16 protein-coding genes are annotated in these 14,754 nt (G+C 73.9%); 3 read left to right on the forward strand and 13 right to left on the reverse strand.

All coding sequences use genetic code 11. The features are described from left to right. Positions 1 to 31: 31 nt before the first annotated feature. Both VIG76_RS07460 and VIG76_RS07465 read right to left on the reverse strand, forming a co-directional pair. Positions 32 to 1,093, reverse strand: coding sequence for a polyprenyl synthetase family protein (locus VIG76_RS07460; RefSeq protein WP_331952686.1), 1,062 nt, complete (start codon positions 1,091 to 1,093; stop codon positions 32 to 34). Further along, positions 1,090 to 1,815, reverse strand: a complete 726-nt coding sequence (locus VIG76_RS07465) for a demethylmenaquinone methyltransferase (protein ID WP_331952688.1) — start codon at positions 1,813 to 1,815, stop codon at positions 1,090 to 1,092. Before VIG76_RS07465 ends, VIG76_RS07460 begins: the two co-directional genes overlap by 4 nt. Before the next feature lie 41 nt (positions 1,816 to 1,856). On the opposite strand from VIG76_RS07465, the gene VIG76_RS07470 reads away from it, so the two are divergent. After that, positions 1,857 to 3,137 carry an isochorismate synthase gene (locus tag VIG76_RS07470; protein WP_331952690.1) on the forward strand — a complete coding sequence of 427 codons (1,281 nt, stop codon included), beginning with the start codon at positions 1,857 to 1,859 and terminating at the stop codon, positions 3,135 to 3,137. On the opposite strand, the gene menD is transcribed toward VIG76_RS07470, so the two are convergent. From menD to VIG76_RS07485, 3 genes are read right to left on the reverse strand one after another with little or no spacing between them, the layout of a single operon-like run. After that, positions 3,085 to 4,740: a 2-succinyl-5-enolpyruvyl-6-hydroxy-3-cyclohexene-1-carboxylic-acid synthase gene (menD, locus tag VIG76_RS07475; RefSeq protein ID WP_331952692.1), complete on the reverse strand. Its 1,656-nt coding sequence runs from the start codon at positions 4,738 to 4,740 to the stop codon at positions 3,085 to 3,087. The genes VIG76_RS07470 and menD overlap by 53 nt on opposite strands. Further along, positions 4,733 to 5,077 carry a PLDc N-terminal domain-containing protein gene (locus tag VIG76_RS07480; RefSeq protein WP_331952694.1) on the reverse strand — a complete coding sequence of 115 codons (345 nt, stop codon included), beginning with the start codon at positions 5,075 to 5,077 and terminating at the stop codon, positions 4,733 to 4,735. The genes menD and VIG76_RS07480 overlap by 8 nt, the downstream gene beginning before the upstream one ends. Positions 5,078 to 5,118: 41 nt before the next feature. Further along, positions 5,119 to 5,475 (reverse strand): PLDc N-terminal domain-containing protein, encoded by a 357-nt coding sequence (locus VIG76_RS07485; protein WP_331952696.1) that lies wholly within the window; start codon positions 5,473 to 5,475, stop codon positions 5,119 to 5,121. Positions 5,476 to 5,590: 115 nt separating this feature from the next. On the opposite strand from VIG76_RS07485, the gene VIG76_RS07490 reads away from it, so the two are divergent. Next, on the forward strand, positions 5,591 to 5,932 hold the full coding sequence (locus VIG76_RS07490) for a DUF4229 domain-containing protein (RefSeq protein ID WP_331952698.1): 342 nt from the start codon (positions 5,591 to 5,593) through the stop codon (positions 5,930 to 5,932). Here VIG76_RS07490 and VIG76_RS07495 read toward each other — a convergent pair. From VIG76_RS07495 to VIG76_RS07505, 3 genes are all read right to left on the reverse strand, one after another. Continuing rightward, the gene (locus VIG76_RS07495) at positions 5,890 to 6,849 is read right to left on the reverse strand and encodes a 1,4-dihydroxy-2-naphthoate polyprenyltransferase (RefSeq protein WP_331952700.1); all 960 of its coding nucleotides are present in this window, start codon (positions 6,847 to 6,849) and stop codon (positions 5,890 to 5,892) included. The genes VIG76_RS07490 and VIG76_RS07495 overlap by 43 nt on opposite strands. Before the next feature lie 131 nt (positions 6,850 to 6,980). Beyond that, positions 6,981 to 8,111, reverse strand: a complete 1,131-nt coding sequence (locus VIG76_RS07500; RefSeq protein ID WP_331952702.1) for an AMP-binding protein — start codon at positions 8,109 to 8,111, stop codon at positions 6,981 to 6,983. Next, positions 8,111 to 8,989, reverse strand: coding sequence for a 1,4-dihydroxy-2-naphthoyl-CoA synthase (locus tag VIG76_RS07505; protein WP_331952704.1), 879 nt, complete (start codon positions 8,987 to 8,989; stop codon positions 8,111 to 8,113). The genes VIG76_RS07500 and VIG76_RS07505 overlap by 1 nt, the downstream gene beginning before the upstream one ends. Positions 8,990 to 9,020: 31 nt before the next feature. Here VIG76_RS07505 and VIG76_RS07510 point away from each other — a divergent pair, with 31 nt between their 5' ends. Then, positions 9,021 to 10,001: an o-succinylbenzoate synthase gene (locus tag VIG76_RS07510; protein ID WP_331952706.1), complete on the forward strand. Its 981-nt coding sequence runs from the start codon at positions 9,021 to 9,023 to the stop codon at positions 9,999 to 10,001. A gap of 93 nt (positions 10,002 to 10,094) precedes the next feature. Here the strand turns inward: VIG76_RS07510 and ccsB are convergent, their stop codons facing one another. The 5 genes from ccsB to VIG76_RS07535 form a co-directional block, all read right to left on the reverse strand. Next, complete coding sequence (gene ccsB / locus VIG76_RS07515) at positions 10,095 to 11,054, reverse strand: c-type cytochrome biogenesis protein CcsB (RefSeq protein ID WP_331952762.1); 960 nt, start codon at positions 11,052 to 11,054, stop codon at positions 10,095 to 10,097. Between the two features lie 91 nt (positions 11,055 to 11,145). Continuing rightward, positions 11,146 to 12,753, reverse strand: coding sequence for a cytochrome c biogenesis protein ResB (gene resB / locus VIG76_RS07520; RefSeq protein WP_331952708.1), 1,608 nt, complete (start codon positions 12,751 to 12,753; stop codon positions 11,146 to 11,148). Then, positions 12,737 to 13,471 carry a cytochrome c biogenesis CcdA family protein gene (locus tag VIG76_RS07525; RefSeq protein WP_331952710.1) on the reverse strand — a complete coding sequence of 245 codons (735 nt, stop codon included), beginning with the start codon at positions 13,469 to 13,471 and terminating at the stop codon, positions 12,737 to 12,739. Before VIG76_RS07525 ends, resB begins: the two co-directional genes overlap by 17 nt. Next, entirely contained in the window at positions 13,468 to 14,046 is a 579-nt protein-coding gene (locus VIG76_RS07530; RefSeq protein ID WP_331952712.1) for a TlpA family protein disulfide reductase, read from the reverse strand. The genes VIG76_RS07525 and VIG76_RS07530 overlap by 4 nt, the downstream gene beginning before the upstream one ends. Beyond that, complete coding sequence (locus tag VIG76_RS07535; protein ID WP_331952714.1) at positions 14,043 to 14,672, reverse strand: histidine phosphatase family protein; 630 nt, start codon at positions 14,670 to 14,672, stop codon at positions 14,043 to 14,045. The genes VIG76_RS07530 and VIG76_RS07535 overlap by 4 nt, the downstream gene beginning before the upstream one ends. Positions 14,673 to 14,754 lie beyond the last annotated feature (82 nt).

The raw sequence follows: 14,754 nt of genomic DNA on the forward strand, positions 1-14,754 counted from the left end.
GGCGGGAGCGGATGGGGTGCGGCCGCGGCCCTCAGCTGGAGCGGTCGACGAGCAGGTCGGCGAAGCGCACGAGCGCCCGCTTGACCGCCCCCTCGGGCAGGGCGTCGAGCGCACCGACGGCGTCGGCCGCCCAGCGGTGCGCCTCGGCGGTGGTCTCGGCCGTCACGTCGTGCGTTCGCAGGTCGGCGATCGCCGACTCGAGCACGCGGTCGTCGGCGCCGTCGACGCCCTGGTCGATGCGCAGCAGGAGCGCCTCGTCAGCGGGCTCGGTGAGGGCGCGGCGGCGCAGGTAGAGCAGCGGCAGGGTCGGGACGCCCGCGCGCAGGTCGGTCCCCGCGATCTTGCCGGTGTGCGCCTCCTGCGGCGCGAGGTCGATCACGTCGTCGACGAGCTGGAAGGCCACCCCGATCCGCTCGCCGAACTGCGCGAGCGGCTGCCGGTACTCCTCGGGCGCGTGCGAGAACATCGCACCCCACTCGGCCGCGGCGGCGATCAGGGACCCGGTCTTGTCGCGGAGCACCTGCAGGTAGTGCTCGACGGGGTCCTCGCCGCGCTGGGGGCCGATGGTCTCGTGCAGCTGGCCGAGCACGAGCCGCTCGAACGTCTCCGTCTGCGACACCGCGGACGATCCGTCGATCGAGGCGATGAGCTTGCTCGCCCGGGCGAAGAGCAGGTCACCCGTGAGGATGGCCACCGAGTTGCCCCACACGGTCTGCGCGCTCGGCACCCCGCGCCGCTGCTCCGCCTCGTCCATGACGTCGTCGTGGTACAGGGAGGCGAGATGGGTGATCTCCACCGCCTCCGCGGCGAGCAGCACCTCGGTCGTGATCCCCTCGCCGAGCTGCGCGGTGAGCAGCGTGAGCAGCGGGCGCACCCGCTTGCCGCCGGCCGCGAGCAGGTAGCGCGAGGTGACGTCGGCGAACGAGTCGTCGAAGCTGACGCGCTGCAGCAGCCCCTGCTCGACCTCCTCGAGGCCGTCCTCGATGCGCGCGGCGAGAGCGCGCTCCCCGGCGGACACGAAGAGGCGCTCGGTGAGCCCGATCTGGGCGGAGAGGGACTTGCTCCGGCGGGCGACCGGGGTGCGGGAGCTCACTCGCTCGCCCAGACTCCGGCCGCGGGCTTCACCCCGCGATGCAGGGCCACGATGCCGCCGGTGAGGTTGCGGTAGCGCACCTGCTTGAAGCCGGCCTCGCGCATCCAGGCCGCGAGCGTGGTCTGGTCGGCCCAGGCCTTGATCGAGTCCCCGAGGTAGTCGTAGGCGGGCGCGTTCGAGCTCGCGATCTTGGAGATCGTCGGCATCGCGTGCTCGAGGTAGGCGAAGTACGCGGCCCGCAGCGGCGCGAGCGGCGGCTTCGAGAACTCGCAGATCACGATGCGGGCGCCCGGCTTCGCGACCCGGTAGAGCTCCGCGAGCGCGCGATGCGGATCCGCGACGTTGCGCAGGCCGAAGGAGATCGTGACGGCGTCGAACTCGTCGTCGCCGAAGGGCAGCGCGAGGGCGTCCGCGAACACGAACTCGACGCGCGACTCGTCCTGGTGACGCGCGCGCCCGACCGCGAGCATGCCCTTGGAGAAGTCGGCGGCGACCACCCGGGCACCGGAGCGCGCGAGAGCCTCGCTGGAGGTGCCCGTGCCGGCCGCGAGGTCGAGGATGCGCTCACCCGGCCGCGGCGCGACGGCGCGCACCGTGGCGATCCGCCACAGCGCGGCGTTGCCGCCCGACAGCACGGCGTTCGTTCTGTCGTACCGGCGGGACACCCGGTCGAACATCGCCGCCACGTCGGCTGGCTTCTTGGTGAGGTCGGCCGAGGACACCCTGCGAGTCTACTTCGAGGGGGCGCGCGTACTCTGTGCAGGTGAAGGATCGGGCCGCGGGCGGATTCTCCGTCGCGACCAGGGCGATCGCCGATCTCGGCCGCGCCGACGACGAAGCCGGCGCCGAGCTCGGCGCCCCCGTCGCCGTCTGGGCGAGGGGCGACGACCGCCTGCTCGCGTTCGGTCTCGCCTCCCGGATCACGACCTCCGGCCCCCGGCGGATCGGTGCGGCCGCGGATGCCTGGCGGTCGCTGGTGCAGGCGAGCGTCGTCGACGATCCGATCGCGCTCCCCGGCACGGGGCTGATCGCCCTCGGCGCCTTCGCGTTCGCCGACGCGTCCGAGGTGCCGAGCGGCCTGCTCGTCCCCCGCCGCATCGTGGGCCGGCGCGACGGGGTCGCGTTCCGCACCGACGTCGAGGGCGGCGACGCGGATCCCGTGCCGCTCATGCTGCCGCCGTCGGCCCCCGGCGACCGGTTCCCGACCGGGGCGTACGAGGCGGCGGTGTCCGCGGCAGTTGCGCGCATCCGGGCGGGCGGCCTCGAGAAGGTGGTGCTCGCCCGCGACCTCGCGCTCGAGGTGGGCGACGGCTTCGACGTCGCGGCCGCGCTCCGGGTGCTGCGGGAGCGCTACCGCGACGCCTGGACGTTCTCCGTCGACGGCTTCTTCGGCGCGAGCCCCGAGACGCTCGCCACCGTGCACGGCAGCCGTGTGACCGCGCGCGTGCTCGCCGGCACCGCGCAGCGGAACGACGATCCGGTCGCCGACGCCGCGGCGCGCGCCGACCTCCTCGGGTCGCCGAAGAACCGGTTCGAGCACGCGCTCGCCGTGGACAGCCTGCTGCTCACGCTCGGCGGCGAGGTCACCGAGCTGACCCTCGGCCGCCCGTTCGCGCTCGGCCTGCCGAACGTCTGGCATCTCGCGACGGATGCGACGGCCCGCCTCGCGCCGGGCGGCACCGCGCTCGACCTCGTCGCCGCACTGCATCCGACGGCCGCGGTCGCCGGGGCGCCGCGGGAGTCGGCTCTCGCGGTGATCGACGAGCTGGAGCCCTTCGACCGGGGCCGCTACGCCGGGCCTGTCGGCTGGATCGGCGCGACCGGCGACGGCGAATGGGCCATCGGCCTGCGCTCCGCCCAGGTGGAGGCACCGACGCGGGTCCGGGCGTATGCCGGAGCGGGCATCGTCGCCGGATCGGACGCGAAGAGCGAGCTCGCCGAGACCGGCTGGAAGTTCTCCCCCGTGCTCGAGGCGCTCGGGCTGCCGCCGCTCACCGGGGCAGGGGCACCTCGAGCAGGCTCGGACCCGGTGGCGGTGCCGTGAGCGCCTTCTCCAGGTCGCCGCGGGTCGTCACGCGCTCGTAGGCCCAGCCGTAGGCGGCGGCGAGCGCGCCGAGGTCGACCGGGCGCGGCGTGAGCAGCACGCGGTCGAACGCGGCGGGATCCGCGGTGCCCGCGACCTCGAGGGAGTCGAAGAGGGTGCCCCCGCCGTCGTTGCCGACGATCACCTGCACCCGCGGCGCCGGCTCGTCGGGGGTGCGCAGCAGCGCGCCGGCGTCGTGCAGGAGGGCCAGGTCGCCGAGCAGCACCCGCACGACGCCGGCTCGCGCGGCGGGGTCGATGCCGGCGGCGATGCCGAGGGCCGTGCTCACCGTGCCGTCGATGCCCGCGAGGCCCCGGTTGGCGACCACGCGGATCCGCTTGCCCGGCACGGCGCCGTCCGCCACGCGGATGAGGCGGCTCGCGCCGAGCACGAGGCGGTCGTGCGGCCAGGTGGCACGCCAGACGGCGTCGACGAGCGACCGGCGGGTGATCGGGGCGCGGACCGCCGCGAGCTCCCCCTGCGCGTGCGCGCGGCGCTCCTTCGGGCCCGGCGCGCTCGGGTCGCCGGCGTAGGGCAGGTCGTCCGTCTGCTCGGTCAGCGCACGTGACGCCGCCACCCAGCGGCCGGTCCAGGACCGGTCGGGGTGCGTGCCCCCGGCGGCGACGGCAGCGGTCCGGGTCGCGCGGCCGCCGGTCGGGTCGAACCAGTCGCCCCCGGGCGGCCCGACGAGCACGACGTCGAGGTCGTCGCGGACGAGCAGGCGCGGGACCTGGCGGCTGAGGGTCGGGTGCCCGAACACGACGGCCCGCTCGATCCGCGCGCCGAGGTCCGGGTCGTCGAGCAGCTCCCGGTAGGCGACGACGAGGTTCGGCCCGAACCGTGCGCCGCTCGACACCTCGGCGAGCAGCGGGGCGCCGAGCGCGTGGGCGAACGCCTCGGCCCGCTCCCCCGCCCTGTCGCCGGCGATCACGACGGTGCGCGGCGCCGGGTCGAGCACGAGCGGCTCCTCGGGCCGTGTCTCCGAGAGCGGGGCGGCCGGGCCTGGCGTCGCGGATCCGCCGCCGGAGAGCGGCTCCCGGTAGGCGAGGTTCAGGTGCACCGGTCCACGGCCGTCGACCGCGGCCCGCCATGCCGCGTGCGCGATCCCGACGGCCGCCGTCACGTCGTCGTCCGTGGCGGGCGCGGGCACGTCCCACTCGGCCCGCACGGCCGCGGCGTACATCCCGGGTTGCACGGTCGTCTGGTTGGAGCCGGTGCCGCGCAGCTCGGCGGGGCGGTCGGCCGTGAGCAGCAGCAGGGGCACGCCGGCGTGGTGCGCCTCGAGCACGGCCGGATGCAGCTCGGCGACCGCCGTGCCCGAGGTGACCACCACGGCGGCGGGGCGGCCCGTCTCGATGCCGAGCCCGACCGCGGTGAAGGCGCCGACCCGCTCGTCGATGCGCACGTGCAGGCGAACGGCGCCGGAGGCCTCGAGCGCGGCGGCGGCCAGCGCGAGCGCCTGCGAGCGGGAGCCGGGGGACACGACGACGTCGGTGAGGCCGGACCCGACGAGGGCGCCCAGCAGCGCAGCGGCGGCGCGGGCCGCCGGACTCGGATCAGTCACGCGGCGCGACGCCGTCCTCGCCCGACTCGCGCTCGAGGCGGCGCAGGTCCTCCTCCATCCGCCGGATCCGCTCCTCCGACGTCATCGCCGAGTAGCCGGAGGGACCCACGGCCGGTTTCGCGGGGGCCGCGGCGCGCTGCGGCACGCCGCGGTCGCGGTCACGGCCGACGCCGAGCCAGAGCACGCTGCCGAGCAGCGGGATGAGCACGATCAGGAGCAGCCAGACGAGCTTCGGCACGCCCTTCACCTGCGCATCGGGCGTGAGGATGCAGGTGACGATCGAGTAGATCTCGAGCACCAGGACGACGAGCGCGACGACGAGCTCGATCCTGGCCACGAGGGTCAGCGTAGGCCGGGAACAGGGTTCCGGCCACGGGTTCAGCGGCTGCGGCCGTCCCCGTCGTCGTCCGCGTCGGAGTCGAGGTTCGCGAGCTCCTGCTCGAGCAGAGCCAGCTCGTCCACGGTGGGCGCGTGGCCGGAGGACGGCGAGTTCCGCCGACCGCCGCCGAGGAACGTCGGGTCGTCGTCCGGCGGCAGGAAGCGCCGCCGGGTCGGACCGCGCCCGATCAGGAACCAGAGCAGACCGCCGATCAGCGGCAGCACGACCACCACGAGGAGCCACAGCGCCTTGGGGAGGCCACGGACGCGGGAGCGCTCCGTCAGGGCGCAGTCGACGAACGCGTAGATCGTGAAGACGACGACCGCGATCACGACTCCCACGACCAGCCGCGCCATCCCGTCACTGTAGAACAGCGGCGGGTCGCGGCTGCGCCTGCGAACGCCCCATCCCATAGGGATTCCCTGAGTCCCGGGCCGCGCTGCCGGTAGGGGCGGTGCCTATCCTGGACGCGTGAGCGAACGGGAGGGCCGGCGGCGGGGCGCGCCCGCGTGGATCGTGTTCACGGTGCTGCGGATCCTCGCGTTCGCGGTGCCGCTCGTCGTGGCCGTCTGGCTCGGCGCGAGCCTCGTGCTCGCCGCCGTGATCGCCGCGATCGTCGGCTTCTGCATCTCGGTGATCTTCCTGTCCGGGCAGCGCCGCGCGTTCTCCGGCGAGCTGGCCGCGCTGCGGTCACGGCCCGACCCCGTCCGGGGCCCGGACACCGGCGAGGACGAGCTCGCCGAGGACGCCGCGATCGACGGGGCGGCGGATCAGAGCGGCAGCGCGAGCGCCGCGGCGAGACCCAAGCCGTAGACCAGCGCCGAGATCCCGGTGAGGCTCAGCGCGAGCACCAGCTCCCTGGACGTCTTCGCGGTCGCGGTGATCAGCACGGCGGGCCCGGCGAGCAGCACCGTGAGGAACACGAGCGACGCCGCGGGGTAGAAGAGCGTCAGGTAGCCGACCACCAGGTACGGCACCAGCATCAGGATCCCGAAGAGGATGCGGCTGCCGCGCGCGCCGATCCGCACGCTGAGGGTGCGCTTGCCGGCGGCGGCGTCCTGGTCGATGTCGCGGAGGTTGTTGACGACGAGGACCGCGCAGGCGATGCAGCCGATCGCGACGGAGCAGAACCAGGACTCGGCGGTCACGAAGCCGATGAGCACGAACGTGGTGCCGGCCGTCGCGGCGACCCCGAAGAAGAGGAACACGGCGATCTCGCCGAAGCCCGCGTAGCCGTAGGGCCGCTTGCCGCCCGTGTAGAACCAGGCGGCGAGGATCGCCGCGGCGCCCACGGCGAGCAGCCACCACACCTGGGTGACGACGACGATGACGATGCCGGCCGCCGCCGCGAGCCCGAAGCACGTGAGCGCGACCGTGAGCACCGCGCGCGGCGCCACCCGGCCGGATGCGGTCAGTCGCGGCGGCCCCACCCGGTAGCGGTCGGTGCCGCGGACGCCGTCGGAGTAGTCGTTTGCGAAGTTCACACCGATCTGCAGCAGCAGCGACACCGCGAGGCAGAGCAGGGCGAGCCACAGGTGCTTGCTGCCGCCGCCGGCGACGGCGGCGCCGGTGCCGAGCGCGATGGGCGCGATCGCCAGGGGCAGGGTGCGGGGCCGGGCGGCGGAGATCCAGCTCGCCTGGGGCAGGTGCTGCGCCGCAGCCGCTCTGGCCGCCGCCTTCGCGGGGCTGCGCCGCACCGGGGGTCGCCTCGCCGTCGCATTCCTCGCCACGGCGTCACATCCTAGGGACTCGTCCGAAGACGCCTGCGTCGCCCCGCCCGCAGCACGGTCCCCGCTCGCGTCGCGATTCGAGCCGCATCCGGCGCCGAGATGCGGCTGGAATCGCGACGCGAACGGGCCGGCTACTCCGCCGCGAGGGCCGTCAGGCGCACCCGGTCGGGCTTGCCGTTGCTGAGCAGCGGCAGCGGATCCACCACGACGATCCGCCGCGGCGCCGCCGCCCGGCCGAGCCGCTCCCCGACGACGGCCCGCAGCGTGGGAAGGTCGGTGCCGCCGGCGGTCGTGACGACCACGGGCACCTCCCCCCACTCGGGGTCGGGCGCGCGGACGACCACCGCATCCGTCATGCCGGGCAGCGTCTGCACGACCGCCTCGACGACCGCGAGCGACACCTTCTCGCCGCCGGAGACGATCACGTCGTCGAGCCGTCCCGTCACGGTGAGCCGCTGCCCGTCCCACTCCCCCGCGTCACCGGTGCGGTACCAGCGATGACCGGGCTCGGACACGAACATCCGCGCCGTGCGCTCCGGGTCACCGAGGTACCCGTCGGCGAGCACCGGCCCGGCGAGCTGCACCTCGCCGTCCACGACGCGCACCTCCACCCCGGCGAGCGGGACGCCGTCGTACACGCAGCCGCCCGACGTCTCCGACGCCCCGTACGTCCGCACGATCCGGATGCCGGCCTCCGCGGCTCGCTCCGCCTCGGCATCCGCGAGCCGGCCGCCGCCGATCAGCAGCGCGTCGAGGCTGCGGACCGCGCCCGCCACCTCACGGTCGGCCATCGCCTCGAGCACGCGATGCAGCTGGGTCGGCACGAGCGCGCTGTACCGACGCCGGTCGGCGGGCAGCGCGCGGATCGCCGATGCGAACGCGTCCGCCCGGAAGGGCCCCGACGGCACGGCGATCGGCTCGCTGCCGGCGGCGAGCGCACGCACGATCACCTGCACGCCCGCGATGTAGTGCCCGGGCAGCGCGAGCACCCACTCGCCCGGGCCGCCGAGCGCGCTCTCGGTAGCGGCGGCCGAGGTGAGCAGCGCGGCGGTCGGCAGCACCACGCGCTTCGGGGCGCCGCTGCTGCCGGACGTCGCGACGACCACGGCGGTCGCCACCGGCACCTCGTCGGGCAGGTCGTCCGGATGGGGGGTGCCCGGGGCGAGCGGGAGGATGGCGGGCCCGGATCCGTCGAGCGCGGCTCGGAGCGCCACGGTGAGGTCGGCGGGGTCCCCGGCGGAGACGGCGAGCAGCGGGCGCATCAGAACGCGTACGGGAAGCCGCCGAAGTCCGGCGGCCGCTTCTCGAGGAAGGCGTCGCGCCCCTCGGCGGCCTCGTCGCTCGCGTACGCGAGCCGGGTCGCCTCGCCCGCGAACAGCTGCTGACCGACCATCCCGTCGTCGACGGCGTTGAACGCGTACTTGAGCATCCGGATGGCGGTCGGCGACTTGCCGAGGATCGTCCGCGCCCACGCGATGCCGGTGGCTTCGAGCTCCGCGTGCGGCACGGCCGCGTTGATCGCGCCTGCCGCGAGCGCCCGCTCGGCGTCGTACTCCTGCGCGAGGAAGAACACTTCGCGGGCGAACTTCTGGCCGACCTGCCGGGCGAAGTAGGCGCTCCCGTACCCGCCGTCGAAGGACCCGACGTCCGCATCCGTCTGCTTGAACCGCCCGTGCTCCGCCGAGGCGATCGTGAGGTCGCAGACGATGTGCAGCGAGTGGCCGCCGCCTGCCGCCCAGCCGGGCACGAGCGCGATCACGACCTTCGGCATGAAGCGGATGAGCCGCTGCACCTCGAGGATGTGCAGCCGGCCGATGCCCTGCCCGCCGTCCTCGTACTGGTACCCGTCGCGGCCGCGGATGCGCTGGTCGCCGCCGGAGCAGAACGCCCAGCCGCAGTCCTTCGGGCTGGGGCCGTTGCCGGTGAGCAGCACGACGCCGACCTTCGTGTCCGTGCGGGCGTCCTCGAGGGCGCGGGCGAGCTCGTCGACCGTGTGCGGGCGGAACGCGTTGCGCACCTCGGGCCGATCGAACGCGATGCGGGCGATGCGGCCGTCGAGGCTGCGGTGATCGGTGATGTCCGTGTAGCCGCGGCCGGTGTCGCGCCAGACGGCGGGGTCGAAGAGCTCGGACACGGCCATGTCTGCAGCGTAGAGGCGCGAGGATGGGCGGATGCTCCCGGCCGTCGACGACCTGCTCGCCGGGCTCCGCGTCGTCGCCCTGCCGATGGTCACACGGTTCCGCGGCATCATCGTGCGCGAGGCCGCCCTCGTCGAGGGCCCCGCCGGCTGGACCGAGTTCGCGCCCTTCCCGGAGTACGGCGACGCGGAGGCATCGGCGTGGCTCGCGGCGGCGATCGACTTCGGCTGGTCCGCGGTGCCGACGCCGCTCCGGGACCGGATCCCGGTGAACGCGACCGTGCCGGCAGTCGAGGCCGACGGCGTCGCCGTGGTGCTCGCCCGGTTCCCCGGCTGCCGCACGGCCAAGGTGAAGGTCGCGGAGCGGGGCGGCCTGCTCGCCGCTGACGTGGCCCGCGTGCGGGCGGTCCGCCGGGTGCTGGGGCCGGAGGGCCGCATCCGCATCGACGCGAACGCCGCCTGGAACGTGGACGAGGCGGAGCATGCGCTGCGCGCCCTGTCGCCGTTCGACCTCGAGTACGCGGAGCAGCCGTGCTTGCGGCTCGACGAGCTCGCGGAGCTGCGGGAGCGCATCCAGGACCTGGCGATCCCGATCGCGGCGGACGAGTCGGTGCGGAAGGCCGAGGATCCGCTCGCGGTCGCCCGGGCCGGGGCGGCCGACGTGCTGGTGGTGAAGGCGGCGCCGCTCGGCGGGGTACGGAGGGCGGCGGCGCTCGTCGCGGAGGCGGGCCTTCCCGCGGTGGCGTCGAGCGCGATCGACACGTCGATCGGCCTGGCGATGGGCGCGCACCTCGCGGCGGCGCTGCCCGAGCTGCCCTATGACTGCGGGCTCGGCACCGCGGCCCTGCTCGCCGCGGACGTGACCGACGAGCCGCTCACGCCGGTCGACGGCGCGATCGACGTGCGGCGGGTGACGCCGTCACCGGCGCTGCTGGCGCGCTGGGCCGCGGACCGCGAGCGTGCCGCGTGGTGGGCGGACCGCATCCGCCGCTGCCACGCGCTCCTCCCCGCCTGAGGGTCCCCTCCCCCTCCGACGGTTGCCACTTTCTGCGACCTTGAGCGCTTCAAGGTCGCAGAAAGTGGCAACTCCCGAGGAGTGGTGGCCCCCTTAGGAGGAGAGGCCGCTGTAGGCGTGCAGGCCGTGGAAGAAGACGTTCACCACGCCGAAGTTGAACAGCACGGCGGCGTAGCCGATGAGGTTGAGCCAGCCGGAGCCGTTGCCTCGCCAGCCGCGCGTCGCCCGGGCGTGGAGGTAGCCGGCGTAGATCACCCAGATGATGAACGTCCACACCTCCTTGGTGTCCCAGCCCCAGTAGCGGCCCCAGGCGTGGTCCGCCCAGATCGCGCCTGCGATGAGGGTGAAGGTCCAGAGGATGAAGCCGACGATCGAGATGCGGTAGGCGAGGTTCTCGAGCCGGTTCGAGTTCGGGAACGTCGACAGCAGCCGCACGCGGTCCGCCCGGCCCCCTCCGGCGAGCACGCGCTCGCGCCGCGCCTGCACGAGCTGCACGGCCGACAGCGATCCGGCGATCGTGAAGAACGCGGTGCCGAGGATCGCCACGAACACGTGGATGACGAGCCAGTACGACTGCAGGGCCGGCGGCAGCGGCGAGACGGCGACGCGGAAGCCGATCGTCGCGATGCCGAGCAGCACGAGCACGAGGCCGGTGATGACCGAGCCGAGGAAGCGCAGGTCGACCCGCGTCAGCACGAGCAGGTAGATCCCGACGATGATCAGGGTGCCCGTCATCGAGAACTCGTACATGTTCGCCCACGGCACGCGGGCGGCCGCGATGCCGCGGAGCACGTCCGCGCCGAGGTGCAGCACCCAGCCGATCGTGAGCACCGCGAGGCCTACGCGAGCGGCGGTGCGACGCATCGGACGCACCGGCGCACCGGTGCTCGGCGGCGCGGCGACGAGGGTCGCGACACCGCTCCCACCGGACGCGGATGCGGACGGCGTCGCCGCGGACCGCAGCGCGGCCTCGTCGGCCATCGCCGACGCCTCGCTCGAGCGCCGGGCGAGGTCGAACGCGAAGGCGATGAAGGCGACCGCGTAGAGGCCCATCGCGGACAGCAGCAGGAGGACCGACAGCTGGTCGAGCGGAGTGGTCACGCCAGCAGCCTAAGCCGCGTCCGCCGAGCGCCTGCGCCGAGCATCAGACCCCGACCGGCGTGCGCGCGAGCGGCCCCGGATCCGCTTCGAGGGCACCGCGGTGCTCCTCCGCGAACTCGGTCACGGCCCGCTCGAGCGCCGGGTCGTCGCCGCGGGCGAGGCCCGCGTACTCGAGGCGCAGCTCGTCGTCCTCGTCGGTGACCTTCAGCCACATCCGGCGCCGCGGCACGAGCAGCGACGTGATCAGCCCGGCGACCGTGAACACCACGAAGCCGCCCACCCAGCCCTGCGACGGGTCGTGATGGATGTCGAGGGCCGCGAAGCGCGTGATCCCGTCGAGGTGCACGGTGCCCAGGCCGTTCGGCAGCGTCGCCGTCGGCGTCGCGGGCGTGAGCTCGATCCCCTTGACCTTGGTGGTCGGCCCGGCGACCTGCGTCATGTGCGTGGTGTCGAGCGTGTAGACGTTCTGCGCGCCGCTGCCGAGATCGCCCGTCCACACGTTGAAGGTGACGACCGGGTTCTCGAGGTCGGGGTAGATGGAGGTGAGCGCCCCCGTCGTCAGCTTCTGCGCCGTCGGGTAGAGGAACCCGATCAGCCCGATCTGCTTCGGGGTCGCGCTGCCCACCTTGACGACCCCGAGCGACGTCATGGTGTTCGACTGCGGCCGGAAGGGCACGGTCCCGCCGTAGATGAGCTTGCCCTTCGTGTCGCGGACGCTGATCCTCGCCGCGTACCCGTTGCCGAGCAGGTAGACCTGGCTCCCGCCGATCGTCAGGGGGTCGTTCACCTTGATGATCCGGTGCTGCGGCTGCTGACCTCGCACCTGCGTGGTGACCTTGGCGGTGTAGTCGATGGGCTCGCCGAGCGCCGCGAGGTTGTGCTGCTCGTACTTCACGCTGAGCGAGTCGAGCGTGATCGCGTAGGGCTGCAGCGACGAATCGCCGAAGAAGCGGCCGGTCGAGATGGAGTCGTAGGCCTGCTGCTCGTTGACGAAGGTCTGGCCCACCGGGAGCACACGCTGCCCCGTGTAGGTGAACCCGCCGCCGACGAAGACCGACACGAGGACGCCGACGAGGCCCGCGTGGAACACGAGGTTGCCGGTCTCCCGCAGGTAGCCGCGCTCGGCGGAGATGCTGGAGCCGTACCGCTGCACGCGGTAGCGGTGCCGGCGCAGCAGCCGCTCCCCGACGAGCAGCGCGTGCTCCGCGTCGCCCCTCATCTCCGCCGTCCGGTAGGCGGGCAGGCGGCCGAGGCGGGACGGCGTGCGCGGCGGCGCGGCCCGCATCGCCTTCACGTGGTGGGTGAGGCGCGGGACCACGCAGCCGACGAGCGAGAGGAACAGCAGCAGGTAGATCGCCGAGAACCACGCGGAGGTGTAGACGTCGAAGAGCTGCAGCGAGTTCGCGACGTCGACGAGACCGGGGTTGCTCTGCTTCCAGGCGACCACGCCGTTCGGATCCGCGGAGTTCTGCGGGATCAGCGAGCCCGGGACCGCGGCGATGGCGAGCGCGAGCAGCAGCAGCAGCGCCGTGCGCATGCTCGTGAGCTGCCGCCATGCCCAGCGCAGCCACTCGAGGGGACCGAGCCGGGGGCTCTCGGGGCCGGACGGATCCTCGAACCCGCGGTCGAACGCGTCAGAGGGCCTGCTCATACCCACCCCACCAGGCCTGCAGCCCGCTCAGCGCGCCGAGCCAGAGGCCCGACACCATCAGCACGCCGATCACGATGAGCAGGCCACCACCGGCCAGGTTCACCACGCGGATATGCCGCTTCAGGAATGCCACGCTGCGCGTCGCCCAGCCGAGCCCGACGGCGATGGCGACGAACGGGAGCCCGAGGCCGATCGAGTAGACGAAGGCGAGCAGCGCGCCGAGGCCCGCGGATCCGCCCTGCAGCGCGAGCGAGTAGATCGCCGTCAGGGTCGGGCCGAGGCAGGGCGTCCAGCCGATCGCGAAGACGGCGCCGAGCAGCGGCGCCCCGAGCAGGCCGGTCCGCGGCTGCCAGGAGGGCTTGACGGTGCGCTGCAGGGGGCCGAGGCCGCCGATGAAGACGATGCCGAGCAGCAGCACGACGACGCCCGAGATGCGGGTGAGCACGTCCCGCCACTGCACGAGGAAGAAGCCCGCGGAGCCGATCACCGTGCCGGCGAGCACGAAGACGATCGAGAAGCCGAGCACGAACAGCGCCGCGCCGAGGGCGAGGCGGCCGCTCGGGCGGTTCGTCCCGGTGGGGCGGTCCATGCCGCCGACGTAGCCGAGGTAGCCGGGCACGAGCGGGAGCACGCAGGGCGACGCGAAGGAGAGGGCGCCCGCGGCGAGCGCGACCGGCACCCCGAGCAGCAGCGCACCCTGGCCCACGAGGGCGCTCATGCGTCGCGGCCGCTCTTCGCCGAGTCGATCAGCGTGGCGAGGATCGACGGGTCCGCCTGGCCGAGCATCCGCGCCGTCACCCGGCCCTGCTTGTCGAGCACGAGCGTGGTGGGCGTGGCGTTCGGCTGGATGCTGCCGGCGAAGGCGAGCTCGACGGCGCCGTGGTTCGCCTGGTCGAGGATGCTCGGATAGGGCACGCCGTACTTCTGCTCGAACGGCTTCGCCTCGCCGGCCTCGTCCCGGACGTCGACGCCGACGAACTGGACGCCCTTGCCCTTGTACTTCGCCGCGAGCGACGTGAGTGTGGGCGACTCCGACTGGCAGGGGCCGCAGCCCGCGTACCAGAAGTTCACGACGAGCACCTGCCCCCGGTAGTCCTTCGAGTCGAAGGTGCTGCCGTCGACGGTGGGACCGGAGAACGCGATCGGGTCGGTCGTCGGATGCTGCCACTCCTCGACGCCCGTGCCACCGACCGTCGTGCCGCCGTCGCCCGGCGAGCTGAACCCCTGCTGGGTGCAGCCCGTGAGCAGCAGCGCGACCGCGAGCGCCGCGGCCGCCGGAAGCGACCGCCTCACGAGGCGCCCTGGTCCACGGCGGCCACGCCGGCGGCCGGGTCGGTGTAGGCGATCTCTGCCAGGCGCCCGTCGCGGCGCGCGACGCTGGTCACGCTGGAGAGCGCGCAGCGACGGTGCCGCGGATCGTGCGGCAGCGGCTCGCCGGCCATGCTGCGATGCACCATCCAGATCGGCAGCTGATGGGTGACGATCACGACGTCGCCGTCGTCGGTGCTCGCGAACACGTCGAAGATCGCCCGGCGCATCCGCTCGACGATCTCCGTGTACGGCTCCCCCCAGGAGGGCCGCAGCGGGTTGACGAAGAGCCGCCAGTCGCGCGGATCGCGGAAGAGGGCGGTCCCGGCGGAGACGCGGCCCTCGAGCGCGTTGCCGGACTCGATCACGCGCTCGTCGGATTCGACGGGCAGCCCGAAGATCTCGGCGATCGGCTGCGCGGACTGCTGGGTGCGCAGCAGCGGCGACGCGACGATGCGGGTGATCGGCAGATCCGCGAGCGATTCGGCCGTGCGCGCGGCCATCCGCTCGCCGCGATCGGACAGGCGGAACTCCGGGAGCCGTCCGTAGATGACGCCCGCCGGGTTGTGCACCTCGCCGTGACGGACGAGGTGGAGCGCTCGAGCGACCACCCGCACAGTGTACGAACGGCATATAAGAGGGCTGCACCGACCGTCGGATCGCGCCGTTCCGGAGTTCCTGCGCGACACGCCG

Source organism: Amnibacterium sp., assembly GCF_036559085.1.
Taxonomy (GTDB): domain Bacteria; phylum Actinomycetota; class Actinomycetes; order Actinomycetales; family Microbacteriaceae; genus Amnibacterium.